This is a genomic window from Kushneria sp. AK178 (assembly GCF_053903105.1).
On the sequence record NZ_CP096381.1, the window covers coordinates 2,331,550 to 2,354,686 of the forward strand.

At 59.2% G+C, this 23,137-nt stretch carries 19 protein-coding genes, 1 tRNA gene and 3 rRNA genes; 9 read left to right on the forward strand and 14 right to left on the reverse strand.

Features of this window, described 5'->3' with window-relative positions; translation table 11 throughout:
- The first annotated feature begins 1 nt into the window (after position 1).
- Complete coding sequence (locus M1D97_RS10705; RefSeq protein ID WP_456267724.1) at positions 2-517, forward strand: hypothetical protein; 516 nt, start codon at positions 2-4, stop codon at positions 515-517.
- Between the two features lie 18 nt (positions 518-535).
- Here the strand turns inward: M1D97_RS10705 and M1D97_RS10710 are convergent, their stop codons facing one another.
- A complete protein-coding gene (locus M1D97_RS10710; protein WP_456267725.1) occupies positions 536-1,117 on the reverse strand; it encodes an elongation factor P hydroxylase in 582 nt (193 codons plus the stop codon).
- A gap of 148 nt (positions 1,118-1,265) precedes the next feature.
- On the opposite strand from M1D97_RS10710, the gene M1D97_RS10715 reads away from it, so the two are divergent.
- Both M1D97_RS10715 and M1D97_RS10720 read left to right on the forward strand, forming a co-directional pair.
- Positions 1,266-2,645 carry an MATE family efflux transporter gene (locus M1D97_RS10715; RefSeq protein ID WP_456270212.1) on the forward strand — a complete coding sequence of 460 codons (1,380 nt, stop codon included), beginning with the start codon at positions 1,266-1,268 and terminating at the stop codon, positions 2,643-2,645.
- A 175-nt stretch (positions 2,646-2,820) separates the two neighbouring features.
- Positions 2,821-3,516: a hypothetical protein gene (locus M1D97_RS10720; RefSeq protein ID WP_456267726.1), complete on the forward strand. Its 696-nt coding sequence runs from the start codon at positions 2,821-2,823 to the stop codon at positions 3,514-3,516.
- On the opposite strand, the gene tusA is transcribed toward M1D97_RS10720, so the two are convergent.
- The 7 genes from tusA to M1D97_RS10755 all read right to left on the reverse strand — a co-directional run bounded on the left by tusA (position 3,513) and on the right by M1D97_RS10755 (position 11,458).
- Positions 3,513-3,764, reverse strand: a complete 252-nt coding sequence (tusA, locus tag M1D97_RS10725) for a sulfurtransferase TusA (RefSeq protein WP_456267727.1) — start codon at positions 3,762-3,764, stop codon at positions 3,513-3,515. The two genes, M1D97_RS10720 and tusA, sit on opposite strands and share 4 nt — an antisense overlap.
- Before the next feature lie 32 nt (positions 3,765-3,796).
- Complete coding sequence (gene rlmM / locus M1D97_RS10730) at positions 3,797-4,879, reverse strand: 23S rRNA (cytidine(2498)-2'-O)-methyltransferase RlmM (protein WP_456267728.1); 1,083 nt, start codon at positions 4,877-4,879, stop codon at positions 3,797-3,799.
- A 196-nt stretch (positions 4,880-5,075) separates the two neighbouring features.
- Positions 5,076-5,191, reverse strand: a 5S ribosomal RNA gene (gene rrf, locus M1D97_RS10735).
- Between the two features lie 108 nt (positions 5,192-5,299).
- Positions 5,300-8,193 (reverse strand): 23S ribosomal RNA (locus M1D97_RS10740).
- 352 nt (positions 8,194-8,545) lie between these two features.
- Positions 8,546-8,622: transfer RNA gene (locus M1D97_RS10745), tRNA-Ile, on the reverse strand.
- Between the two features lie 71 nt (positions 8,623-8,693).
- A 16S ribosomal RNA gene (locus tag M1D97_RS10750) occupies positions 8,694-10,233 on the reverse strand.
- The 16S, 23S and 5S rRNA genes sit together here with 1 tRNA gene alongside, the layout of an rRNA operon.
- Positions 10,234-10,711: 478 nt before the next feature.
- A complete protein-coding gene (locus tag M1D97_RS10755; RefSeq protein WP_456267729.1) occupies positions 10,712-11,458 on the reverse strand; it encodes a GntR family transcriptional regulator in 747 nt (248 codons plus the stop codon).
- Between the two features lie 152 nt (positions 11,459-11,610).
- On the opposite strand from M1D97_RS10755, the gene pabB reads away from it, so the two are divergent.
- From pabB to M1D97_RS10775, 4 genes are all read left to right on the forward strand, one after another.
- On the forward strand, positions 11,611-12,978 hold the full coding sequence (pabB, locus tag M1D97_RS10760; protein ID WP_456267730.1) for an aminodeoxychorismate synthase component I: 1,368 nt from the start codon (positions 11,611-11,613) through the stop codon (positions 12,976-12,978).
- A gap of 108 nt (positions 12,979-13,086) precedes the next feature.
- Positions 13,087-14,151 carry a FecCD family ABC transporter permease gene (locus M1D97_RS10765; protein ID WP_456267731.1) on the forward strand — a complete coding sequence of 355 codons (1,065 nt, stop codon included), beginning with the start codon at positions 13,087-13,089 and terminating at the stop codon, positions 14,149-14,151.
- Positions 14,148-14,954 (forward strand): ABC transporter ATP-binding protein, encoded by an 807-nt coding sequence (locus tag M1D97_RS10770; RefSeq protein ID WP_456267732.1) that lies wholly within the window; start codon positions 14,148-14,150, stop codon positions 14,952-14,954. The genes M1D97_RS10765 and M1D97_RS10770 overlap by 4 nt, the downstream gene beginning before the upstream one ends.
- Before the next feature lie 102 nt (positions 14,955-15,056).
- Positions 15,057-15,677 (forward strand): phosphoadenosine phosphosulfate reductase domain-containing protein, encoded by a 621-nt coding sequence (locus M1D97_RS10775; protein WP_456267733.1) that lies wholly within the window; start codon positions 15,057-15,059, stop codon positions 15,675-15,677.
- 111 nt (positions 15,678-15,788) lie between these two features.
- Here the strand turns inward: M1D97_RS10775 and cysB are convergent, their stop codons facing one another.
- Positions 15,789-16,760 carry an HTH-type transcriptional regulator CysB gene (gene cysB, locus M1D97_RS10780; protein ID WP_456267734.1) on the reverse strand — a complete coding sequence of 324 codons (972 nt, stop codon included), beginning with the start codon at positions 16,758-16,760 and terminating at the stop codon, positions 15,789-15,791.
- Between the two features lie 169 nt (positions 16,761-16,929).
- Here cysB and M1D97_RS10785 point away from each other — a divergent pair, with 169 nt between their 5' ends.
- A complete protein-coding gene (locus tag M1D97_RS10785; protein WP_456267735.1) occupies positions 16,930-17,709 on the forward strand; it encodes a sulfite exporter TauE/SafE family protein in 780 nt (259 codons plus the stop codon).
- Positions 17,710-17,834: 125 nt separating this feature from the next.
- Positions 17,835-18,158, forward strand: coding sequence for a thioredoxin (gene trxA, locus M1D97_RS10790; RefSeq protein WP_456267736.1), 324 nt, complete (start codon positions 17,835-17,837; stop codon positions 18,156-18,158).
- A gap of 77 nt (positions 18,159-18,235) precedes the next feature.
- On the opposite strand, the gene M1D97_RS10795 is transcribed toward trxA, so the two are convergent.
- From M1D97_RS10795 to M1D97_RS10815, 5 genes are all read right to left on the reverse strand, one after another.
- A complete protein-coding gene (locus M1D97_RS10795; RefSeq protein WP_456267737.1) occupies positions 18,236-19,330 on the reverse strand; it encodes an AI-2E family transporter in 1,095 nt (364 codons plus the stop codon).
- Positions 19,331-19,394: 64 nt separating this feature from the next.
- Positions 19,395-20,597, reverse strand: a complete 1,203-nt coding sequence (locus M1D97_RS10800) for a Bcr/CflA family multidrug efflux MFS transporter (protein WP_456267738.1) — start codon at positions 20,595-20,597, stop codon at positions 19,395-19,397.
- Positions 20,598-20,659: 62 nt separating this feature from the next.
- Positions 20,660-21,151, reverse strand: a complete 492-nt coding sequence (locus tag M1D97_RS10805; protein ID WP_456267739.1) for an STAS domain-containing protein — start codon at positions 21,149-21,151, stop codon at positions 20,660-20,662.
- Entirely contained in the window at positions 21,144-22,286 is a 1,143-nt protein-coding gene (locus M1D97_RS10810; protein ID WP_456267740.1) for a PP2C family protein-serine/threonine phosphatase, read from the reverse strand. Before M1D97_RS10810 ends, M1D97_RS10805 begins: the two co-directional genes overlap by 8 nt.
- A gap of 32 nt (positions 22,287-22,318) precedes the next feature.
- Positions 22,319-23,059, reverse strand: a complete 741-nt coding sequence (locus tag M1D97_RS10815) for an MlaA family lipoprotein (protein ID WP_456267741.1) — start codon at positions 23,057-23,059, stop codon at positions 22,319-22,321.
- Positions 23,060-23,137: the final 78 nt, after the last annotated feature.

The window sequence follows — 23,137 nt, forward strand, 5'->3', positions numbered from 1 at the left end:
CATGCAGGATGAACACGATTTCTCTCACGCCGAGGGCCTGACGCTGCCCGGTTTCATCGCGCTGGAAAGCGGTGAAGGCGATGTGCCGGTCGCCATCGCCTGGACACTGCCGGATGGCCGGATCAAGCAGACCCTGATTCAGCCCGATGAAGCGTGGCTGGAAGACGAAACAGCCAGTCTGGGGGATTATCACGCCGATGAACTGCTGACGATGGGCGTGAGCGTCAGTGATGTGATCCGCGAACTGGAGGCCGATTATTTCGGCAGCACGCTCTACAGTGCGAACCCGGAGCAGGATGACGCGGCGCTTTCACGCATCTTCAAGGCCGTGGCCGGCAGCGCCTTTGTGACGATTGCCGGGGCCGGCGCGCTCTACAGCGACCCCGAGGAGTGGCATCAGCAGCGCCACGAGATGTTCAACGAGATGGGGCTTGAGCCGGGACGCGCCGAACACGACCTGGAAACGCTGCTCAAGCTGCATGTCCGCTGGGCCGACGATGACATGCTGGCTGAATGAGCCGCCTCCGATGACCGATCAGCACGTTGCTGCCGGCTGATCAAGCCGGTCGGTCGCACAGCGTACTGCCTGTTCGAGCGACCGGCCTTCGACGAAAAACGCTGCCAGCGCCCGGCGAAAGGCGTCCGCCCGCGCCGGAAGACCCTCGATGAGATAGCGCTGTCGCCGCGCTTCGACTCTGGCAGCAAAAGCGTCGCGATCCACGTCGGCACTGCCTTCGAGATTGTCCACGCTGACGTTGAAGCGCCGGCCGCAGGCCAGTGTCAGACTCTTTTCGATGGCCTGGGGGGCAATCTCGGCCGCTTCGAACGCTTTCTGGGTGTCATCATCGCGGCCATCGGGCATGTACCAGTAGCCGTAATCCTCCAGCAAGCGCCGTCGGGCGCCCGCGATACACCAGTGGCTGATTTCATGCAGGGCACTGGCGAAATAGCCGTGGGCAAAGACGATACGGTGACAGGCATGCGTCTCGTCGGCTGGCAGATAGATGGGCTCATCGTCGCCGCGCACCAGAATCGTTTGCCAGGTCGTTGAAAACACCTGATTGAAAAGCATCACCAGCTGTTCAACCCGGCGCTGTTCATGTTGCTCGAATGCCACGGGTGTCTCCTGAAACATGATATCGGCGCAACACTCTATCATGAGCTTCAGAACGCGGGGGCTTTGCTACAATGGCGTTTTCCTCTGGCTGGAGCCGGTCTTGTTGCGTATTGATCCCCACGCCTGTCGTCTTGAAACCGCGGCCCTGATGCGCCTGGCGATGCCGATTCTGGGCGCCCAGCTGGCTCAGGCGGCCATGAGCACCGTGGATGTCATGATGTCCGGCCGCTCCAGTGCCACGGACCTGGCGGCCGTCTCGGTCGGCGCCAGCCTCTGGGTGCCCCTGATGCTGTTCATGACAGGCACCCTGATGGGCCTGACGCCCATCGTTGCCCAGCACCTGGGGGCCCGACAACAACACGACATTCGACCTGCCGTGCATCAGGCCCTGTGGGTTGCCCTGCTGCTGGGGCTGACCGCCTGCGGATTGATCTGGCTGATGGCCGAGCCGGTCTTTACCTATATGTCGGTGCCCGAGGCAGTGGCCGACGCCTCAACCCGATATCTGCATGCCGTGGCGTTCGGCATGCCGGCCGTTGCGCTCTATCAGGCCCTGCGCGCCTTTTCCGACGGGGTCAACCATACCCGCCCGGCGCTGTGGATCAGCCTGATCGGCCTGGCAGTCAATATTCCCTGCAACTATCTGCTGATCTTTGGCGGCGACGGTGTGACGTCACTGACAGGGGTCGCCATCCCCCTGCTGGAGCACCTGCCGGCCCTGGGCGCGACCGGATGTGGCATCGCCACGGCGATTGCCATGTGGGTCATGTGTCTCTGCATGGCCCTGTATACCCGCCATGCCCGGGTATATGCCCCCATTCAGATATGGCAGGGAGTCAGCCGGCCCGATCTGCGACTGACCGCGGAGCTTTTGCGGATAGGGCTGCCGATCGGTGTGGCCATTTTCACGGAAGTCACCTTGTTTGCCCTGATTGCGCTTTTTGTCGCAAGTTTCGGGGAAATTGTGGTGGCAGCGCATCAGGTTGCCCTCAATTTCACCTCGCTGCTGTTCATGCTGCCGCTGTCGCTGGGCATGGCGCTTACCGTTCGGGTCGGCAACACCCTGGGCCAGGGAGACAGCCGGCGAGCGCGCTTTATTGCCTGGAACGGTGTCGGCATGGCCCTTGTCGCGGCACTGCTGATCGATGTGATATTGGTGGTGGCCGCCCATCCCATCGTGGCCCTTTATTCGAGCAACATCGAGGTACGCGCGCTGGCTGCCAACCTGATATTGCTGGCCGCTGTCTATCAGATTTCAGACGCCCTTCAGGTGAGCATGGCGGGCGCCCTGAGAGGCTACAAGGACACGCGCATCATCATGCTCATTACGCTGGCTTCCTACTGGATTGTCGGCATGGGGGGCGGACACCTTCTGGGCAGCGGCATCCCTGATGTCCTGCCAGGCCTGGGAGTGTATGGCTACTGGCTGGGGCTGATTGCCGGACTCAGCGTGGCGTCCGTTCTGCTTGGACTTCGCCTGCGCCGTACCGCCGGGCACTACCGCCGTCAGACAGGCAACCCTGCCTAGTTCATGCCTGCCGGTTGCAGCCGCCCTTTGCCGGTTGCCATGACACCATGGTCTGCGGTATGACATTCATGACGTCAGGTGTGCTAATAGTTAGAAACGTCCCGGGCTTGATGATCGGGACATCAGCCTGATCGAGGACAGGGATATACCGGACAGATAACCGGAGGGGCAAGCCATGGATACGATGTCAACTCATCGGATGAAGGTTATCGACCTGGAGAGCGTTCGTCAGCAGCGGTGCAGGCGACATCGCATCGTTCGCATGGCGCCTGAACTCGATGGTCTTGAAATGCTGTATCAGCTGGCAAGTGATCCTCACTCCCTTTATGGCATGCCGGTACTGGCCTGGGGGTTACAGGAGGATGGTCAGGTCGTGGGGCTGGTGCCCTGGCTGGATTGCCTGACACGCTGTTCGGCGCTTGAAGACCCGGAGCAGGGTCGTTTTGTGGGCTATCGCGATCCTGAAACGGAGTTCTTCATGGATTCGGCGCCGCTTCACAAGGTGGTCGAGCTCGAGCACGCCGCGGCCTACTTCGAGTACGAGCATGACAGTGATCCCTGCATCATTCAGCATCTGCCCGATACGCAGGGCACCCACGCCCTGTGCCATGCACATGATGACAGCTGGCAATTGAAGCAGGTTCACGGGTGGTATCTTTATAGCGACGGCAATATCGAAGCGCTCTTGCAGGATGAGGAGCAGGCCTGCGACGAGCCGATCCTGCCGGGGGATGACTGTCTTTATGCCGGCCACACCCGACATGAGTCGCTCTATCTGTTTCAGCGTCCGATTGCCAATCGCATTCGCAGTCAGGACCCTGCCACACTCGAGGCGCTATCGGTCATGATGGTGACGCAGGATCGCTATTAACCGCTGGCATCGGCAAGACGCACGTAGTAGCGCCACGTTCCCGCTTCCTCGCGCTGGTCAATCAGCTCATGGCCCAGGAAGGTACAGAATTTGGGAACGTCGCGCGTGGTGGCCGGGTCGGTAGCGATGATTTCAAGCACCTGCCCCGGCGCCATTTCCCTGACGCGATTATGCATCATCATGATGGGCTCGGGGCAATAGAGCCCGGAGGTATCAAGCGTTTCGTTGCTTTCGGGTGTTTCGGACACTGATCTCTCCTGTCTCGTTGTATGAACACGCGTTAGACAATAGCCACATAAACGGTGACTTCTTCGCGATCATGATAAAGGTGACGGCATCTGATATGTGCCCTGCCCCCTGCCCTTTCAACACACTGATGCAAGCGTTCAAGGCACTGCTCGACCTCGTGCCAGCGCTGCTTCATCGGTAGCTTGAGGTTAAAGATCGCACGCCGTGTCCAGCCGTTTTCAAGCCACGCTCCCATGAGCCGGGTCACCCTGGCCGGCTGATCGACCATGTCGCATACCAGCCAGTCCAGCCGATGCGGCGGCTGCCAGCTATAGGCGTCTTCACGCAGGTGCTCTACCTGTCCGGTATCCAGTAAAGACGCCTGCATGGGGCCGTTGTCGATGGCATACACGTTCATGCCGCGCTTGACCAGCTGCCAGGTCCAGCCGCCGGGCGCCGCGCCCAGATCGGCCGCCCACATGTTGTCGCCCAGCAGCTCATCCCACTGCGATGGTGCAATGAAGGTATGCCAGGCCTCTTCGAGCTTGAGAGTCGAGCGACTGGGCGCATCGTGCGGGAAACGAAGGTGGCGAATGCCGTTCGGGTAGTCGCTGCGATTGCCCGGAAAGCTGATGGCCACCTGCACCTGATCGCCGGCGGTCCAGAAAAGGTGCAGCCATCGCTTGCCTGCCTTGCGCCGAAGGGCGCCGCATTTACGGCTGGCGCTTTCCAGCGCCTTCTGAATCGACTTGCCAAGTCCCGTCAACGCCTTGCCATCATTGGTATCCGGGATCTCCTGGCAGATGCGCTCAAAGCTCCAGCCGCTCTCGCGAATCAGGGTCATGACAGGCGATATCCGATCTTCGCGGTCCAGGTCAAACAGGGGCGGAAAAGCGACCAGCGTCTGCCTTGGGAACACCAGGGTATCAAAGGATAGCTGCCTTTGAAGCGCATGTGCCGGCTGATGATCTGCCATGACATAACGTACAAAGCCCGTATTGGCAGCCGCAATCGGATAGCCGTTGGCGCCGAGCCGGGCGGCTCGGGTGGTTATCTCTGCAGCCAGATCCGCCTCGAAGCCGGCGCGGCAATAAAGCAGTATTTCGCTGGCAACACGATCGGCGTTTGCAGACATAGGGGATATCACTCCGGAGAGGCGATGCATGGAGAGCCCCCATTGTACATGATCGTCGATCAGGAATACGGGTCTGGTGGCAAGCGCCCAGGCGCCGCGCGCCGGTCACGTCAGTGACCGGCGGCCGCGGCCCGGCGGTTTTTTCGAGCGCACATAAAAGAACCCCGGTCCTTTGGGACCGGGGTTCGGAAGGGGTGCCTGACGATGACCTACTCTCACATGGGGAGACCCCACACTACCATCGGCGCGGAGCCGTTTCACTGCCGAGTTCGGGATGGGATCGGGTGGGACCGGCACGCTATGGTCGTCAGGCAATTCTGCAGACCGGCTGCTTTCGAGCAGCGGGTCGTAATCGGGATCATGCTGATCGATACGTTCCGTGTATCCGGCGTCGTGTGACGCGAACCACTTGGGTGTTATATGGTCAAGCCTCACGGGCAATTAGTACGCGTCAGCTCAATGCATTGCTGCACTTACACACCGCGCCTATCGACCTCGTCGTCTTCGAGGGCCCTTCAGGGAGCTCGAGGCTCCAGGGAAGTTTCATCTTGAAGGGGGCTTCCCGCTTAGATGCCTTCAGCGGTTATCCCGTCCGCACATAGCTACCCGGCGGTGCCATTGGCATGACAACCGGTACACCAGCGGTGCGTCCACTCCGGTCCTCTCGTACTAGGAGCAGCACTTCTCAAACTTCCGACGCCCACGGCAGATAGGGACCGAACTGTCTCACGACGTTCTAAACCCAGCTCGCGTACCACTTTAAATGGCGAACAGCCATACCCTTGGGACCGACTTCAGCCCCAGGATGTGATGAGCCGACATCGAGGTGCCAAACACCGCCGTCGATATGAACTCTTGGGCGGTATCAGCCTGTTATCCCCGGAGTACCTTTTATCCGTTGAGCGATGGCCCTTCCATACAGAACCACCGGATCACTAGAACCTGCTTTCGCACCTGCTCGACATGTCCGTCTCGCAGTCAGGCACCCTTATGCTCTTGCACTCATTGCACGATTTCCAACCGTGCTGAGGGTACCTTCGTGCTCCTCCGTTACACTTTGGGAGGAGACCGCCCCAGTCAAACTACCCACCACACACTGTCCTCACACCGGATCACGGTGCGGAGTTAGAACGCCGATGATGCCAGGCTGGTATTTCAAGGTTGGCTCCACCCCGACTGGCGTCGGGGTTTCAAAGCCTCCCAGCTATCCTACACAAGCAACATCAGCGTCCAGTGTGAAGCTATAGTAAAGGTTCACGGGGTCTTTCCGTCTAGCCGCGGGTACACTGCATCTTCACAGCGATTTCAATTTCACTGAGTCCCGGGTGGAGACAGCGTGGCCATCATTACGCCATTCGTGCAGGTCGGAACTTACCCGACAAGGAATTTCGCTACCTTAGGACCGTTATAGTTACGGCCGCCGTTTACCGGGGCTTCGATCAGGAGCTTCGCCCCGAGGGGCTAACACCATCAATTAACCTTCCGGCACCGGGCAGGCGTCACACCCTATACGTCCGCTTACGCGTTGGCAGAGTGCTGTGTTTTTAATAAACAGTTGCAGCCACCTGGTCACTTCGGCCGGTCGCCGCTCGAGCCGCGAGGGCTGTCACGGTTACCGGCGCACCTTCTCCCGAAGTTACGGTGCCATTTTGCCTAGTTCCTTCACCCGAGTTCTCTCATACGCCTTGGTATTCTCTACCTGACCACCTGTGTCGGTTTGGGGTACGATCGCATGTTATCTGAAGCTTAGAGGCTTTTCCCGGAAGCGTGGCATCAGTGACTTCCAGACCGTGGTCTGTTCGTCTCGTGTCTCGGCTTGAAGAGGACCGGATTTGCCTGATCCTCAGGCCTACGCACTTTCACCGGGGCAACCAGCGCCCGGCTCACCTAGCCTTCTTCGTCCCCCCATCGCAATAACATCCGGTACGGGAATATTGACCCGTTTCCCATCGACTACGCCTTTCGGCCTCGCCTTAGGGGTCGACTCACCCTGCTCCGATTGTCGTCGAACAGGAACCCTTGGTCTTCCGGCGGGGCGGGTTTTCACCGCCCTTGTCGTTACTCATGTCAGCATTCGCACTTGTGATACCTCCAGCATACCTCACGATACACCTTCGCAGGCCTACACAACGCTCCTCTACCGCGCATCCAGAAGGATGCACCCGCAGCTTCGGTACCCGGTTTGAGCCCCGTTACATCTTCCGCGCAGGCCGACTCGACCAGTGAGCTATTACGCTTTCTTTAAAGGATGGCTGCTTCTAAGCCAACCTCCTGGCTGTCTGTGCCTTCCCACATCGTTTCCCACTTAACCGGGATTTTGGGACCTTGGCTGGCGGTCTGGGTTGTTTCCCTTTTCACAACGGACGTTAGCACCCGCTGTGTGTCTCCCACGCTGTACTCACCGGTATTCGGAGTTTGCCTCGGGTTGGTAAGCCGGGATGGCCCCCTAGCCGAAACAGTGCTCTACCCCCGGTGGTAATACGTGAGGCGCTACCTAAATAGCTTTCGAGGAGAACCAGCTATCTCCGAGCTTGATTAGCCTTTCACTCCGATCCACAGCTCATCTCAGCATTTTTCAACATACTTGAGTTCGGACCTCCAGTCAGTGTTACCTGACCTTCATCCTGGCCATGGATAGATCGCCCGGTTTCGGGTCTATTTCCAGCAACTAGTTCGCCCATTTAAGACTCGGTTTCCCTGCGCCTCCCCTATTCGGTTAAGCTCGCTACTGAAAATAAGTCGCTGACCCATTATACAAAAGGTACGCAGTCACCTAACAAGTAGGCTCCCACTGCTTGTACGCACACGGTTTCAGGTTCTATTTCACTCCCCTCGCCGGGGTTCTTTTCGCCTTTCCCTCACGGTACTGGTTCACTATCGGTCAGTCAGGAGTATTTAGCCTTGGAGGATGGTCCCCCCGTCTTCAGTCAGGGTTTCACGTGCCCCGACCTACTCGATTTCACAATGCTCGGATTTCGGCTACGGGACTATCACCCGCTATGGTCAGACTTCCCAGACTGTTCGCCTATCGGTTGCACTGCTTAAGGGCTGCTCCCCGTTCGCTCGCCGCTACTGAGGGAATCTCAATTGATGTCTTTTCCTCGGGGTACTTAGATGTTTCAGTTCTCCCGGTTCGCCTTCATGAGTTATGTATTGGCTCATGAATACTTACCTGATGGTAAGTGGGTTTCCCCATTCGGAAATCGCCGGGTCGCAGGTCATTTGCCACCTCACCGACGCTTATCGCAGGCTGTCACGTCCTTCATCGCCTCTGACTGCCTAGGCATCCACCGTGTGCGCTTGATCGCTTGACCATATAACCCCAAGGGGTCCGGTCACGATCACACGACATTTCGCCGGATACGTCCAAAACGTATCACAACTTTTACGTTGTCTGCCGGCCGGGTCACAACGCTCATCGCGGAGATGAGGTGTTCACCGACCGGCAGGTCAGCATGATCCACATTGTTAAAGAGCGGTACTGTTGAAAAACAACAGTCAGAAATCATGTCGATGATTGTCATCATCATGACTTTTGACTGTGGCTTCATCAAGGAAAGTAGAAGACTGACCACCGGGCTGTATGGTGGAGCCAGGCGGGATCGAACCGCCGACCTCCTGCGTGCAAGGCAGGCGCTCTCCCAGCTGAGCTATGGCCCGACAGGTTGGTGGGTCTGGGCAGACTTGAACTGCCGACCTCACCCTTATCAGGGGTGCGCTCTAACCAACTGAGCTACAGACCCAAGCAGTCTTCGCTCTATCCGATCAGGCAATTTGTGTGGACGCGCTGACTCGCGAGAACACGTTAGTCGTTTAAGGAGGTGATCCAGCCGCAGGTTCCCCTACGGCTACCTTGTTACGACTTCACCCCAGTCATGAACCACACCGTGGTGATCGCTCTCCCGAAGGTTGAGCTAACCACTTCTGGTGCAGTCCACTCCCATGGTGTGACGGGCGGTGTGTACAAGGCCCGGGAACGTATTCACCGCGCCATTCTGATGCGCGATTACTAGCGATTCCGACTTCACGGAGTCGAGTTGCAGACTCCGATCCGGACTGAGGCCGGCTTTTTGGGATTGGCTTCACCTCGCGGATTCGCAACCCTTTGTACCGGCCATTGTAGCACGTGTGTAGCCCTGCTCGTAAGGGCCATGATGACTTGACGTCGTCCCCACCTTCCTCCGGTTTGTCACCGGCAGTCTCCCTGAAGTTCCCGGCCGGACCGCTGGCAAAAAGGGATAGGGGTTGCGCTCGTTACGGGACTTAACCCAACATTTCACAACACGAGCTGACGACAGCCATGCAGCACCTGTCTCTGCGTTCCCGAAGGCACTCTCCCATCTCTGGGAGATTCGCAGGATGTCAAGAGCAGGTAAGGTTCTTCGCGTTGCATCGAATTAAACCACATGCTCCACCGCTTGTGCGGGCCCCCGTCAATTCATTTGAGTTTTAGCCTTGCGGCCGTACTCCCCAGGCGGTCGACTTATTGCGTTAACTGCGCCACCAAACCCTCAAGGGGTCCAACGGCTGGTCGACATCGTTTACGGCGTGGACTACCAGGGTATCTAATCCTGTTTGCTACCCACGCTTTCGCGCCTCAGCGTCAGTGTCAGTCCAGAAGGCCGCCTTCGCCACTGGTATTCCTCCCGATCTCTACGCATTTCACCGCTACACCGGGAATTCCACCTTCCTCTCCTGCACTCTAGTCTGCCAGTTCCGAATGCCGTTCCCGGGTTGAGCCCGGGGCTTTCACATCCGGCTTGGCAGACCGCCTACGCGCCCTTTACGCCCAGTAATTCCGATTAACGCTTGCACCCTCCGTATTACCGCGGCTGCTGGCACGGAGTTAGCCGGTGCTTCTTCTGTGGGTGATGTCCTTCATGCCGGGTGTTAACCGGCATGCCTTCTTCCCCACTGAAAGTGCTTTACAACCCGAGGGCCTTCTTCACACACGCGGCATGGCTGGATCAGGGTTTCCCCCATTGTCCAATATTCCCCACTGCTGCCTCCCGTAGGAGTCCGGGCCGTGTCTCAGTCCCGGTGTGGCTGATCATCCTCTCAGACCAGCTACGGATCGCGGCCTTGGTGAGCCGTTACCTCACCAACAAGCTAATCCGACATGGGCTCATCCGATAGCGCAAGGTCCGAAGATCCCCTGCTTTCTCCCGTAGGACGTATGCGGTATTAGCTCGGGTTTCCCCGAGTTATCCCCCACTACCGGGCAGATTCCCATGCATTACTCACCCGTCCGCCGCTCGTCAGCGGGTAGCAAGCTACCCCTGTTACCGCTCGACTTGCATGTGTTAGGCCTGCCGCCAGCGTTCAATCTGAGCCATGATCAAACTCTTCAGTTCAAGATGAAGCTTTGAGATTCTTTAATCGACACTGCAAAAGCAGTCTCGAAAGGCGAATCAATCCGGGCTCGAGGTCAAACTGATACTCTTGACGAGTGTTCGTCTGCTCGATTATCTATGTGACTGGTGTCACACGAGCCAGACGCCCACACAAATTGCCTGATCGACTTGTTAAAGAGCGTCTCGAAGATGTTGTCAGCTGCCGTTGGCGGCTGCTTCGAGAGAGTGGGAATTTTACAGCCCTGCATCGAAAAGTCAACTACTTTTTTTCGATGCGGAAGTCAGCGGCTGGAATCGAATCCTGATTGAAGCGACCAAAACATTAGTCAAAACAATCACCTGCAGACTTCCCCGCTGCCTCGTCGCCGTGTGCTCCGTGGCAGCGGATGCGTACTTTATAGATCAGACCGGATGCGTGCAACCCCTTTCGACAAAAGATTTCACGATAATGTCATGGCACTATATAAGCGATGACGACTCAATCGCGCGGTGCGCGGCGTGGCAGGGTCTTTCTGCCCCCGGGGATTTCCTGATCATCGAGCGACATGGCATAGCGTTCTGCCACCGTCTGTCTGGCAGCAATGACATGCCGGCGCATCAACTGCTCTGCCAGCTCTTCATCGCCGGAAGCGATGGCATCCACGATACGGTGATGTTCAATAAAGGCACGCTGGGGTCGCCCACCCCGGGCACTGTATTGCGTCCGGTATAGCCGCACCAGATAGTAGAGGTCATCGCACAGGGTGGTCATCAGCATGCGATTGTGACTGCCCCGCACGATGAGATAGTGAAAATCGAGATCCCCCTCACGCTGATAGTAGGCTTCGGCCTGATCCAGATCACCCTGCTCTTCATGCGCCACCAGGACATCCCGCAGTGCCTGAACCTCATCGACCGTCATGTGACGCGCTGCCAACCTGGCCGCCATGCTTTCCAGCGCTTCGCGCATGTCGAAGAGTTCGAGCAGCTCACGCATCGACAGCTTGACCACTCTGGCACCGACATGAGGCTCCCGCTCGATCAACCGATGCGCCTCCAGTCGGCGCATGGCTTCGCGCAGCGGCCCGCGCGAAATGCCATAGGTCTGGGCAAGTCCGGGCTCGGTGATCTTGCTGCCGGCCGGCAACTCACCGCGTACGATGGCATCCTGAAGCTGTTGAAAGACTCGCTCGGCAAGCGTTCGCGCCTCTAGAGGAGGCTCGCCGGAAGAATTCGTTGAAGTCATGGGCATTGTCAACAATCAGGGAAATACCATCACAGTACGACATACGACAGGCAAAGACCAAAGTTGTGATGTCAGCCCATCATGGCTGCCCGGATAGACAGGGCCCGTTCCTGCTAGACTCTCACTTCCGCTAAAGCCTGTGATACATGACCATGTCTGCCGATCCTTTACTAGTTCATCCCCTGCCCTACCAGGCTGACCCGGCCTTCTGGTTTGAAGGACTGCGTCATCGCCCCGAGGCGATCCTGCTCGATAGCGGCCGGCCTTATACACAGTCGGGACGCTTTGACATCATGAGCAGCGACCCGATTGCCATCATCGAAGTGGACGCTCAGGGTCAATACCACAGCACAAGACCGCTCTCTGCCACTACGGCACTAAAAGCGCAGCGCGAGCTTTTACACCACCTCGAGACAATCCCGCCGGATACCGCCGAAGACATTCCCTTTACCGGTGGACTCATGGGGTACTGGAGCTATGACTTCGGCCGCCTGCTCGAAAGGCTTGAAAGCCGCGCAGCTGCCGATATCGACCTGCCGATGGCCAGACTCGGCCTTCATGACTGGGCGTTGATTCAGGATCATCAGCGACAGCGCAGCTATCTCATCGCCACCGCCGAGCGCCGTGATCAGGTACTGACGTGGCTTCGGACGTCACAAGACGATGACGATACCGCCTTTGCGCTGACCACCAACTTTGGCGCCGATATCGATCGCGCGGCTTATGGCGAGCGCTTTCAACGGGTCAGCGACTATCTACATGCCGGCGACTGCTATCAGGTCAATCTGGCCCAGCGCTTTCAGGCACGGTGTGAGGGAGATAGCTGGAATGCGTATTGCAGACTGCGTCAGGCCACACCGGCGCCCTTTGGCGCCTGGCTTTCGTGGAACGACCGTGACGGCCGTGAACGCAGTATTCTGTCTCTCTCCCCCGAGCGGTTTTTGCACCTGCAGGACCGCCAGCTGATGACCAGCCCCATCAAGGGGACACGCCCGCGAGGCCTCACCGCCCTGGAAGACCAGAAGCTGGCCGACGACCTGACCGGCAGTCTCAAGGACCGCACCGAAAACGTCATGATCGTGGACCTGCTGCGCAACGACCTTGGCCGGGTCTGTCGCGCCGGGACGGTACGTGTACCGGCACTGGCGGCGCTGGAAAGCTATCGCAACGTGCATCATCTGGTCAGCACCATTACGGGTGAGCTTGCCGCGGGACTCGATGCCATCGACGCCCTGGCTGCGGCCTTTCCCGGCGGTTCCATCACCGGTGCGCCCCGCATCCGTGCCATGGACATCATCGACGAACTGGAAGGTACGCGCCGCGGCCCCTACTGCGGCAGCGTCGGCTACATCGACCAGCGTGGCAACATGCATACCTCCATCGCCATTCGCACCCTGTACCGGGAAGACGACACCCTTTATGTGTGGGGCGGCGGCGGGCTTGTCGCAGACTCTGATGAAGAGAGTGAATACATCGAGACACTGGACAAGATTCGCCATCTGATGCAGGCCCTGACATAAACACGCCTGTACGCTCAGGCAGGCGATGTTTATGATTGATAACCATTCCAATCACCACGGGCATTTCCGCCCGCCGCAGAGAATGCCGATGAGCGCTGGTAGCCCTACATGACAGTCACCGCCCCTACTCCAGACTCCAGTATCAACAGATATCTTCAGCGGCGGCGGCGACACTACTGGCTACTGGCCATCACGGCGGTGCTCACACTGTGCTCACTGGTGGTTGATGTGGCGACCGGCCCCGGCCAGTACAGCATTGTCGATATCCTGCGTGCCATCGTCTCGCCGGATGAGGCCCCCCGTGCCATTGCGGTCATTGTCTGGGAGATTCGCCTGCCGGTCGCCCTGATGGCCATCATGGTGGGCATGTCACTGGCCAGCGCCGGCGCCGAGATGCAGACCATCCTCAATAACCCACTGGCGGACCCCTTTACACTGGGTATTTCGGCAGCAGCCAGCTTTGGTGCCGCACTTGCCATCGTGCTGGGCGTGTCACTCTTCCCGGCCGCCAGTGAGCTTCTGACCACGCTCAACGCCTTTATCATGGCCATGGTGGCCTCGCTTCTGATCTGGCTGGTCAGCCGCCTGCGCGGCGTCAGCGTGCAGACCATGGTACTGATGGGCATTGCCCTGATGTTCTTTTTCAATGCCACCCTCGGCATCCTGCAGTATGTGGCCTCGGCGGAGTCCCTTCAGCAGCTGGTGTTCTGGTCGCTGGGCTCGCTGTCGCGGGCCAGCTGGTCAAAGATCGCCATCGTGACTGCAGCACTCTTGATCACGCTGCCCATCTTCTTTTTTGCCGGCTGGCGCCTGACGGCGCTTCGCATGGGCGACCTGCAGGCACGGGCGCTGGGCGTCAATGTGGGCCGACTGCGCCTGACCGTACTGCTTTGCAGCTCTTTGCTGGCCGCCACGGCCGTGGCCTTTGTCGGCATCATCGGCTTTATCGGTCTGGTAGGCCCGCACATTGCCCGCATGCTGGTCGGTGAGGACCAACGCGTCTTTCTGCCCATGTCAGCACTGACAGGGGCCCTTCTGATGTCACTGACCTCCATCGTGTCCAAGACCCTGGTCCCCGGCGTGCTGCTGCCGGTCGGCATCATCACGGCGCTGATCGGTCTGCCGTTTTTTGTCTCGCTGATTCTCAAGAGCCGGCGCGAGGTGTGGGGATGAGCCTCCGGATTGAATCGCTGTCGGTACGCTTTGGACGTACAAAAATCCTGAACGATGTCAGCGGCCTAAAAGCGCGCCCGGGAGAGCTGACGGCCCTGATCGGCCCCAACGGCGCGGGCAAGTCGACGCTGCTGAAAGCCATCGCCGGTATCGAAACGTCAACCGGCCATATCGACCTTGATGAGACGGCATTGAACACGCTGGATATTACCCAGCGCGCCGGACGCATCTACTACCTGCCGCAGGATATTACCTCGCGCGCAGCGCTCAGCGTGTTTGAAGCCGTCCTGCTGGCACGACGCACCACCCACCGAAGCGATCGGCAAAACGACCTGCAGCGGGTACAGCACACCCTGCAGACCCTGGAGCTGGAGCAGTATGCCGAGCGCGATCTCGGCCAGCTCTCCGGCGGACAGCGCCAGCGGGTAGCCATCGCCCAGGCCGTGGTCAGGGAGCCGAGGGTGCTCATGCTGGATGAGCCGACCAGCGCACTGGATCTGCATCATCAGCTGCAGGTGCTCGAGTGGCTGGTCGCTCTGGCCCGGGAACAGCAGATGATCATCGTCCTCGCCATCCACGACCTGAGCCTGGCGGCACGCTTTTCCCGCCACATGTGGCTCATGGGGGCCGGCGGTGTGGTACGCGCCACGGGAGCGCCCGAAGAGGTGCTGACCGAACAACGCCTGCGGGAGGTCTACGCCATCAGGGCGCATGTCGAATGGCCTGAAGGCGAGCCGCCGCGCGTCACGCCGCTGGCCGCCACGCGCCAGCTCGGTACGCAGGCCGACGGACAGGACTTCTAAACTTCGAACCAAATGGTATTGGGGAGAGGCGCAGGTGGTTTGCTATCGTGCCTGCCAAACGGCTCCTGACGGGGCATCCACGATTGATGATGGAGATGGCAAATGTCGCTGGATATCGATGATATCAATACAAGACTGGGCAACGATCCGCAGGCACTGGTGGAATGGGCACTGTCGCTCGACAGGCGCCCCATCTGCACCACCAACTTTCGCCCCTTCGAGGCCGTCATTCTGCACATGGTGACCCGTGTTCGTCCCGACATTCCCGTGGTCTGGATGGATTCCGGTTACAATACCCCGGCCACCTATCAGTTTGCCGATGACGTGAGCCAACAGCTCGGCCTCAACCGCATCATCTATCTGCCCCTGCGTACGCGCGCGCATCGTGAAGCCGTGGAAGGGCCGACCCCGGCGCTGGACGATCCACGCCACGAAGCCTTCACAAAGGAGGTCAAGCTGGAGCCTTTCGAGCGTGCGCTTCGCGAAACCAACCCGGGCGTCTGGTTCACGGCGCTGCGCGCTTCCGACACGGCCACCCGCGCGCAGATGCAGCCGGTCAGCGTCAATCAGGATGGCCTGATCAAGGTCGCTCCCGTGCTGCACTGGAGCAGCAAGGACATGCATGAGTATCTGGTCAGGCATGGCCTGCCCAACAACTTCGATTACTTCGACCCGACCAAGGGTGAAGAAACCCGCGAATGCGGTCTGCACCTGCAGCACTGAAACCTCGACACATATCGCCTGGTCGGCATCAAAAAAGGCTCGCCATTCTCTTGGCGAGCCTTTTTACATGGTGCCCAGGGTGACATGGTGCCCCGGGTCGTCGACCGAAGACTATCTGACCGGCAGCTCCATGTGTTCGAACAGGGCGTTTTCGGCGTGCGGACTCGACTCCAGCGCCGCCTCGACCGTATCGCGGTCCAGATGAGCGGCAAACTCATGAATGAAATCAAACATGTAGTTACGCATGAAGGTGCCGCGCCGAATCCCGATCCGGGTGACCGAGCTTTCAAAAAGATGGCTGGCATCGATCGCCACCAGATCATGATCTGCCACCGGATCAACGGCCATGTGGGCCACGATCCCGACGCCCAGCCCCAGCCGGACATAGGTCTTGATGACATCGGAGTCCGCGGCCGTCAGCACCACATTGGGCGTGATACCGTGCGCCTTGAAGGCATCATCAAGCTGGGAGCGGCCGGTAAAGCCGAAGGTGTAGGTCACCAGCGAATGCTGACCGAGCGCCTCGAGGGTCAGATGAGAGTCCCCGGCCAGCGGGTGATCCCTGGGTACCAGTACACACCGATTCCAGCGATAGCAGGGCAGCAGAATCAGATCGTTGAAAAGATCCAGCGACTCCGTACAGATGGCAAAGTCCGCCATGCCCTCGCAGACCATCTGGGCAATCTGACGCGGCGTCCCCTGCTGCATGTGCAGGGCCACATCCGGATAGCGGCGGGTAAAGCCGCTGATGACGGCCGGCAGTGCATAACGGGCCTGGGTATGGGTCGTGGCAATCGACAGGCTGCCACGACGATCGTCGCTGAACTCCTGCGCCACATGACGGATATCATCCACCTTGCGCAGCACCTCACCGGCGAGGTCCACGATGGGCCTTCCCGCCGGCGTGATTCTCGTCAGATGTTTGCCGCTTCGCGCAAATATTTCGATGCCCAGCTCATCTTCCAGCAGCCGGATCTGTTTGGAGATGCCGGGCTGGGACGTAAAAAGACTCTGTGCCGTGGCAGAGACATTCAGATTATGCCGGGAAACTTCCCAGATATAGCGAAGCTGCTGAAGTTTCAAGGCATTAACCTCCTGCAGGATGAGCCCGGAAGCCGGATAAAAAGGGACGTAACATCGCCTGCTAATGCTATCAGGGTCTAAAATAATGAACAATCATTCCTTTTCAGAATAAAAGATTACCCCTAGATTCCTGCAGCGCAAAGCTCTTGCCAACGCCACGGGATCCAGCATGTCACTTATCGATTTTCTGCTTTATGTACTGGCCGGCGCAGGCGTCGGTATCGCGGTAGGACTGTCCGGCATCGGCGGTGGCTCCCTGATGACCCCCCTTCTGCTGACCTTCGGATTTCCCCCGCATGTTGCCGTGGGAACCGACCTGTTATATGCCGCCTTTACCAAGATCAGCGGTATCTTCAGTCATCAAAGGCAGGGACACATTGACTGGAAGGTCACGCTGCGCCTGTCTGCCGGCAGTGTCCCGGCAGCGATCGTGACCGTCTTTTTGCTGAACCATTTTTTCACCGGCGCCCATGACTATAGCGCCCTGATTACCACAACACTCGGGATCATGCTGATCCTCACTGCCATGGTATTGATCTTCAAGACACCGCTTCAGCGCTGGACCGGTCATGGCGATCGCTGGGTCAATCGCCACGTTGCCCCCCTGACGCTGGTGGCCGGGATTGTTCTGGGGATATGCGTTACGCTGTCCTCGGTAGGCGCCGGCGTCTTCGGCACGGCCGTGCTGATGCTGCTCTACCCCTTTTTCTCTTCGGGTCGAATCGTGGGCACCGACATCGCTCACGCCGTGCCCCTGACGCTGGTGGCCGGCGGTGGCCACCTGCTGCTGGGCAACGTTGACTTCGCCCTGCTGCTGGCCCTGCTGGTCGGCTCCGTACCGGCCATCCATCTGGGGGCCTGGCTTTCAAGATATCTGCCGGACAATCTGCTGCGCGCCATGCTGACGCTGCTGCTGCTGAGCATGGGCATCCGGTATGCGTTTTTCTGAGTCGGCGGCGGGGGTTAATCGCTTTGTTCAATGGACATCATCGCAGAGACACATTTGCCTCACCTCTGGCGACCCGCTAACATCCCTTGTCATACAGCCTGTACATGCAATCACTGGAGTAAATCATGGCTAACAACATTGACGTTACCAGCGCCAATTTCGACCAGGAAGTCATGCAGGCTGACAAGCCTGTCCTGCTGAAGTTCTGGGCGCCCTGGTGCGGTCCCTGCAAGATGATGGCCCCCGTCGTGGATGAAGTCGCCGAAGAGAAGTCGGGTGACCTCAAGGTCGTCAGCATCAATGTCGACGATGCTCAGGACATCGCTGCCGAACAGGGCGTCCGTGGTGTGCCTACTGTCGTCATGTTCAAAAACGGCGCCAAGGTCGCTTCCCTGGTCGGTGCCCAGTCCAAGACACAGCTGGTGCAGTTTATCGATCAGAACGCCTGATCAGAGCCTGCCGGACAATAAAAACGCTCCCCATCGGGGAGCGTTTTTTTATGTCCTGCCCTTGCCGTCATACCGGCTCAAGCGCTGCGGTCTTCCGTAGGCATGCCTTCCCTGGCCCGTCGCCGCCGCTCTCGATTGGGGCCCAGCAGTATCGACAGCCAGCGGGTATCGGGATGACTGTCGAGCAAAATCTTGAGCGACATGGTCAGGGGAACCGACAGGAAAAGCCCCACCGGGCCGAACAGCCAGCCCCAGAATACCAGCGACATGAACGCCGCCAGGGTGGACATTCCCAGCGTCTGCCCCATGATGCGGGGTTCGATAAGGTTACCCAGCACGAAATTGATCGTGATGTAGGCACCGCTGAGAATGGCAGCCTTGACGACGCCGCCCTCCGGCATGACCAGGGTCAAAAGCACCGCCGGCACCGCCGCGATGATGGAGCCGATGTTGGGAATGAAATTGAGGAAAAAGCCCAGCACCCCCCACAACAGTGCGAACTCGACCTGAAGGATCAGGCAGCAGGCGGCCACCAGCGCCCCGGTCACGGCGCTGATGACTGTCTTGACCAGCAGATAGCGCTGTAGCGTTCTGGAAAACTGCGTAAAACGCGCCAGGCTGCCGTGGGGCTGCTTGATCGCCTGGGACAGCTTGTAGGGAAAATCCAGCGTTTCATACAGGATAAAGATGATCAGGATGATAATAATGCCGAGCTGGGTAATGAAATTACCGATACCGCCCAGCAGCGATGGCAGGGAGTCCATCATCATGCCCGGATCCAGCGCCTCCTGAAGCGCTTTTGCATCAAAGGGCAGTCCGAGCGCATCGAACCACTGCAGGAGTCCTGCATAATGATCCGCCAGCGCCTGTTCCATTTCCGGCAGCTGATCTACCAGATCGCCCAGACGCGCCGTCACCAGCCAGATCAGCAGCGCGCTGACCAGTGCCACGACGAACAGCACGCACAGGATCGATAGATTGACGCTCATGCCACGACCATGGAGCCACTTGACCGGGCGGGAACACAAAATCGCAATAAACAGCGACAGGAGTACCGGGATGAAAAGACCGGCCCCCAGCTTCAACCCCGTCACGATGATGACCAGCGACGCAAAGGTGAGTATCAGGTGATAGGGAAAATGGTGCTGATCCTGCCCGGGGTCGTATTTCATGCCCGCCTCTCGAATGCTGATATCACACATTGCTACAGCCTGCACCCATCGTGCAGTACGCGGTTTACGATGCCTTCTCGCCGGCACGAACGGATGGCGTCAGTACGCGCAAGAGCGTATTGGCGCAAAGGCTGGCACCGACCATGCCCAGTACCATCGGCCAGATACTGGCCATTTGAAGCCCGCTGACCAGCGCGCCTGCCAGCCCGCCAGCCGTAAACTGCAGACTGCCCAGCACGGCATTGGCCGTGGCGCTCATGCCGGGGAAGTGATCCAGCATGGAAGAGACGGCATTGGGGGAAATCAGCCCATTGACCCCGACAAAAAACATCACCAGCACCACCATCCACCATAGCGTATCCAGCCCCGTCAGGACCGTCAGAACGATCAACACGCCGGCGCTCAGCTGAATCCCCAGTCCCAGCCTGAGCAGCTGCTGAGGAGAGTAGCGTGCCAGCAGACGTATGTTCAGCCGATTGGACAGTGCCATGACAACAATATTGGCACCAAAAATGAACGGATAGAGCTGACTGGAAACACCGTAATGCTCCATATAGACATAGGGAGAGCTGTTGATAAAGCTGAACATGCCGGCAAAGGACAGCGCGACGGCCGCAATATAGCCCATCGCTTCGCGATGTTTGAGCACCAGCGCATAGTTGCGCATGACCTGTCCGGCCCCGCGAGGGGCACGGTGCTCCGGCGCCCGCGTTTCGGGCAGATAGGTCACGATCAGATACAGCAACGCGGCACCATAGAGCGCCAGAAACAGAAATATGGCCCACCAGTCGACCAGCGTCAGCAACAGGCTTCCAACGGTCGGCGCCACCAGCGGTGCCAGCATCAGAATCATGACCATGGTGGACAGGACACGCGCGGCCTCTCGTCCCGAAAAGCAGTCACGCACAATGGCCGGTGAGTTGACCACACAGGCGCCGCCGCCCAGCGCCTGCAGAAACCGCAGCACCATGAGCGCCCAGAAGGTATCGATCTGTGTGATCAAAAGACTGGCCAGGGTAAAGGTCGTGATGCCGCCCAGCAGCACCGGCTTGCGCCCTACCCGATCCGACAGGGGGCCAAAGATCAGCTGGCCCAGCGCCATGCCCAGCAAAAAGATGCTGATCGACAGCTCGGTCAGATGAATATTGGCATCGATGTGTTGGGCAAGGGCAGGAATGGCAGGCAGGTAGGCGTCGATGGCAAAGGGTGCCAGTGCCGTATTGGCGGCCACCAGCAGCGCCAGACGTCTGGCCCCGATAATAGGCAAGTTGTTCTCCAGATCAGGTCATGAGGGTCATGCTTTCCCCGGCGGGAGCACGATCACCGTGATCAGGTGTCGCGCTGGGCTTCCAGCAGATCAATGAGCGGCTGAAACTCGAGACGGTTGTGCTCGCTCATCGCGGCCAGCGTGCGGTGTGCTTCGATGATGCGCGCCCGCAGCGCTTCCTCGCTGGTTTCCATGGCGGGGATATCACTAAAGGTAGCAGGCTCTGACCAGGGGATATCGATAATGGTGACATATTGCTGAAATCCCATGACGTCCAGCATGCGCCTGACATCAGGGTGGTCCACGGCCACCAGCGGTTGACCGGCAATGCGATGGCGTACGGCCATTGCGATCTTGGCGAGAAATCCCAGCGCCGTGGAATCCATGTTGGTCACCTGGCGCAGATCGATGATGACGCGCTCGAGTCCCGGCAGCTCCGCCAGCGGCTGTACCTGCTGGTCCAGGGTGGCGCAGAGGGTCAGGCGCACATCGCCGGTCAGTCTCAGCACAAAGGTGCCGTTTTCGAAAGCCGCCTGGAGTCGTCCTTCATCCATCGTTGAAACCGCTCAGGGTAAGAAAGGTAATGTCATCCGGTAACGCATCGGACAGGGCCAGCGATGATTTCAGATCACTGATGCTCTTTGCATTGCCGATATGCTCGCACAGGGCAGACAGTCGATGATCGAGATTGTCTCCCGGCAGACAGTCAAAGACCCCATCAGAGCAGAGCCAGAGCCTGAAATCCGGCGGCAGCTCACAGTGATAGGTCGGATACTCGACGTCCGGAAACAGGCCGACCGCGGGTCCCTCCCCCTCCAGCTGACGCACCCCGTCCCTGGTGGCCAGAATCGGCATGGGCATCTGGGCGCCCAGCGAGTAGTGCAGCATGCGGGTATGGCAGTCGATAACGCCGACCATGATGGCCGCGTGCTTGCCGACGCCCGTATCCAGCAGCTCCCGATTGAGTCGGGCCAGCCATCTGGCAGGCAGATTTTCCGGCAGACGCGCGTTCCAGCGCGACAGCCAGCGCTGAAAGAGTGCCTTGAGCAGTACCGTGACAAAGGCCGACGAGGCCCCATGCCCGGCCACATCAGCAAAACAGAACAGGACATGACGCTCGCCATGGGCCTGGTAGTCAAGGAAATCCCCCGACAGGTACAGCGAGGGCGCCATCCAGTAGTCGCCCTCGATCCCGTTGAGCCTGGTACACGGCATCGGCTGCAGCCGCCGTTGAATCTGCCCACCGGCCTGAAGATCGGTACGCAGCGTGCTCAGATGCGTCTGGAGCTGCTCATTGAGCTCCTCAAGCCGATCCCGGTCACGCAGGGCCGCCACCTGCAGGCGCCGCGACTCCATGGCCCGCAGCATGAGACGACTCAAAAGCGCCTCCTGCCCGACAGGGTCGATCATGTAATCGATGACACCGGCCTCCACCGCAGCCAGTAGCGCCTGGCTGTCGCGCGTCTGACTGATAACGATCACGGGCAGGCGCCGGGCCAGCGATGCCCAGCCCGGAGCCGGGACGAGCTCGGCCGCCACGATCAGACCATCCGCGTTGTCGGGCAGTGTCTCGATATCATCGGCCGTCAGCAGCGTGAATCGATCACATGCCGACAGCGACCGATAGAGCGCGTCGCGACGCGCGCCCGGCGCATCGACAAGCGCTATCCTATCCGTCGTGACGGGCATGAACGCTTTTCCGTCGTGGTCGTTTGAGGCATTCAGTCCGCAAAGTCACTGTCATCGAACTCGAGATCGTCGCTGGCGAAGGGATCTTCACCGGAACGGCCGTCATTGATCAGAAACGCCCTGCGCTGCAGGTAGGCATCACGAATGAACGAATAGCGATCGCCGCGAATCAGCTGTTCGCGATCCAGTAGCGACGCTCGCGTCTGTACCAGATCAATGAAGCGTACGCTCCAGCGGGTGACATCGTCATCGATGTAGGTGACCGGATCAGTATACCAGTCCACCGGCATACCGGCCGTATCACGCACGGTGCTTGGCCCCAGAAACGGCAGGACCAGATAGGGACCCGAGCCCACGCCCCAGGTCGCCAGGGTCTGGCCGAAGTCCTCGTCGTGCTGATCGATGCCCATGCGGGTGGCAGGGTCGAGGAAACCACCCAGCCCCAGCGTGGTATTGATCAGGAGTCTGCCCAGCGACGTGCCCGCATTGGTCAGCTTCCACTGCAGCAGACTGTTGAAGGAGTTGCTGACTTCCCCCAGGTTGGAGAAGAAGTTGCCGACACCTTCCTGCACCGGTGTCGGCGTCACGTAATCATACCCCTGCGCGACCGGCTTGAGCGCATAGCGATCCAGCGTGTCGTTAAAGGAATATACCCCGCGGTTGAAGCCCTCCCAGGGGTCCTGGGGGTTGCTGTCCTGCGTTTGCGCACCGGCACAGCCTGCCAGCGTGACACAGGTAAAGGTTGCCGCGGCGATATTCGTCCATGTCTTCATTCGTTCACCCTGTCCCTCTTGTATCTGCAGTATTACAGGACACTGCATCGTATTGTGCTGCAGCAACCCTCTGATGGT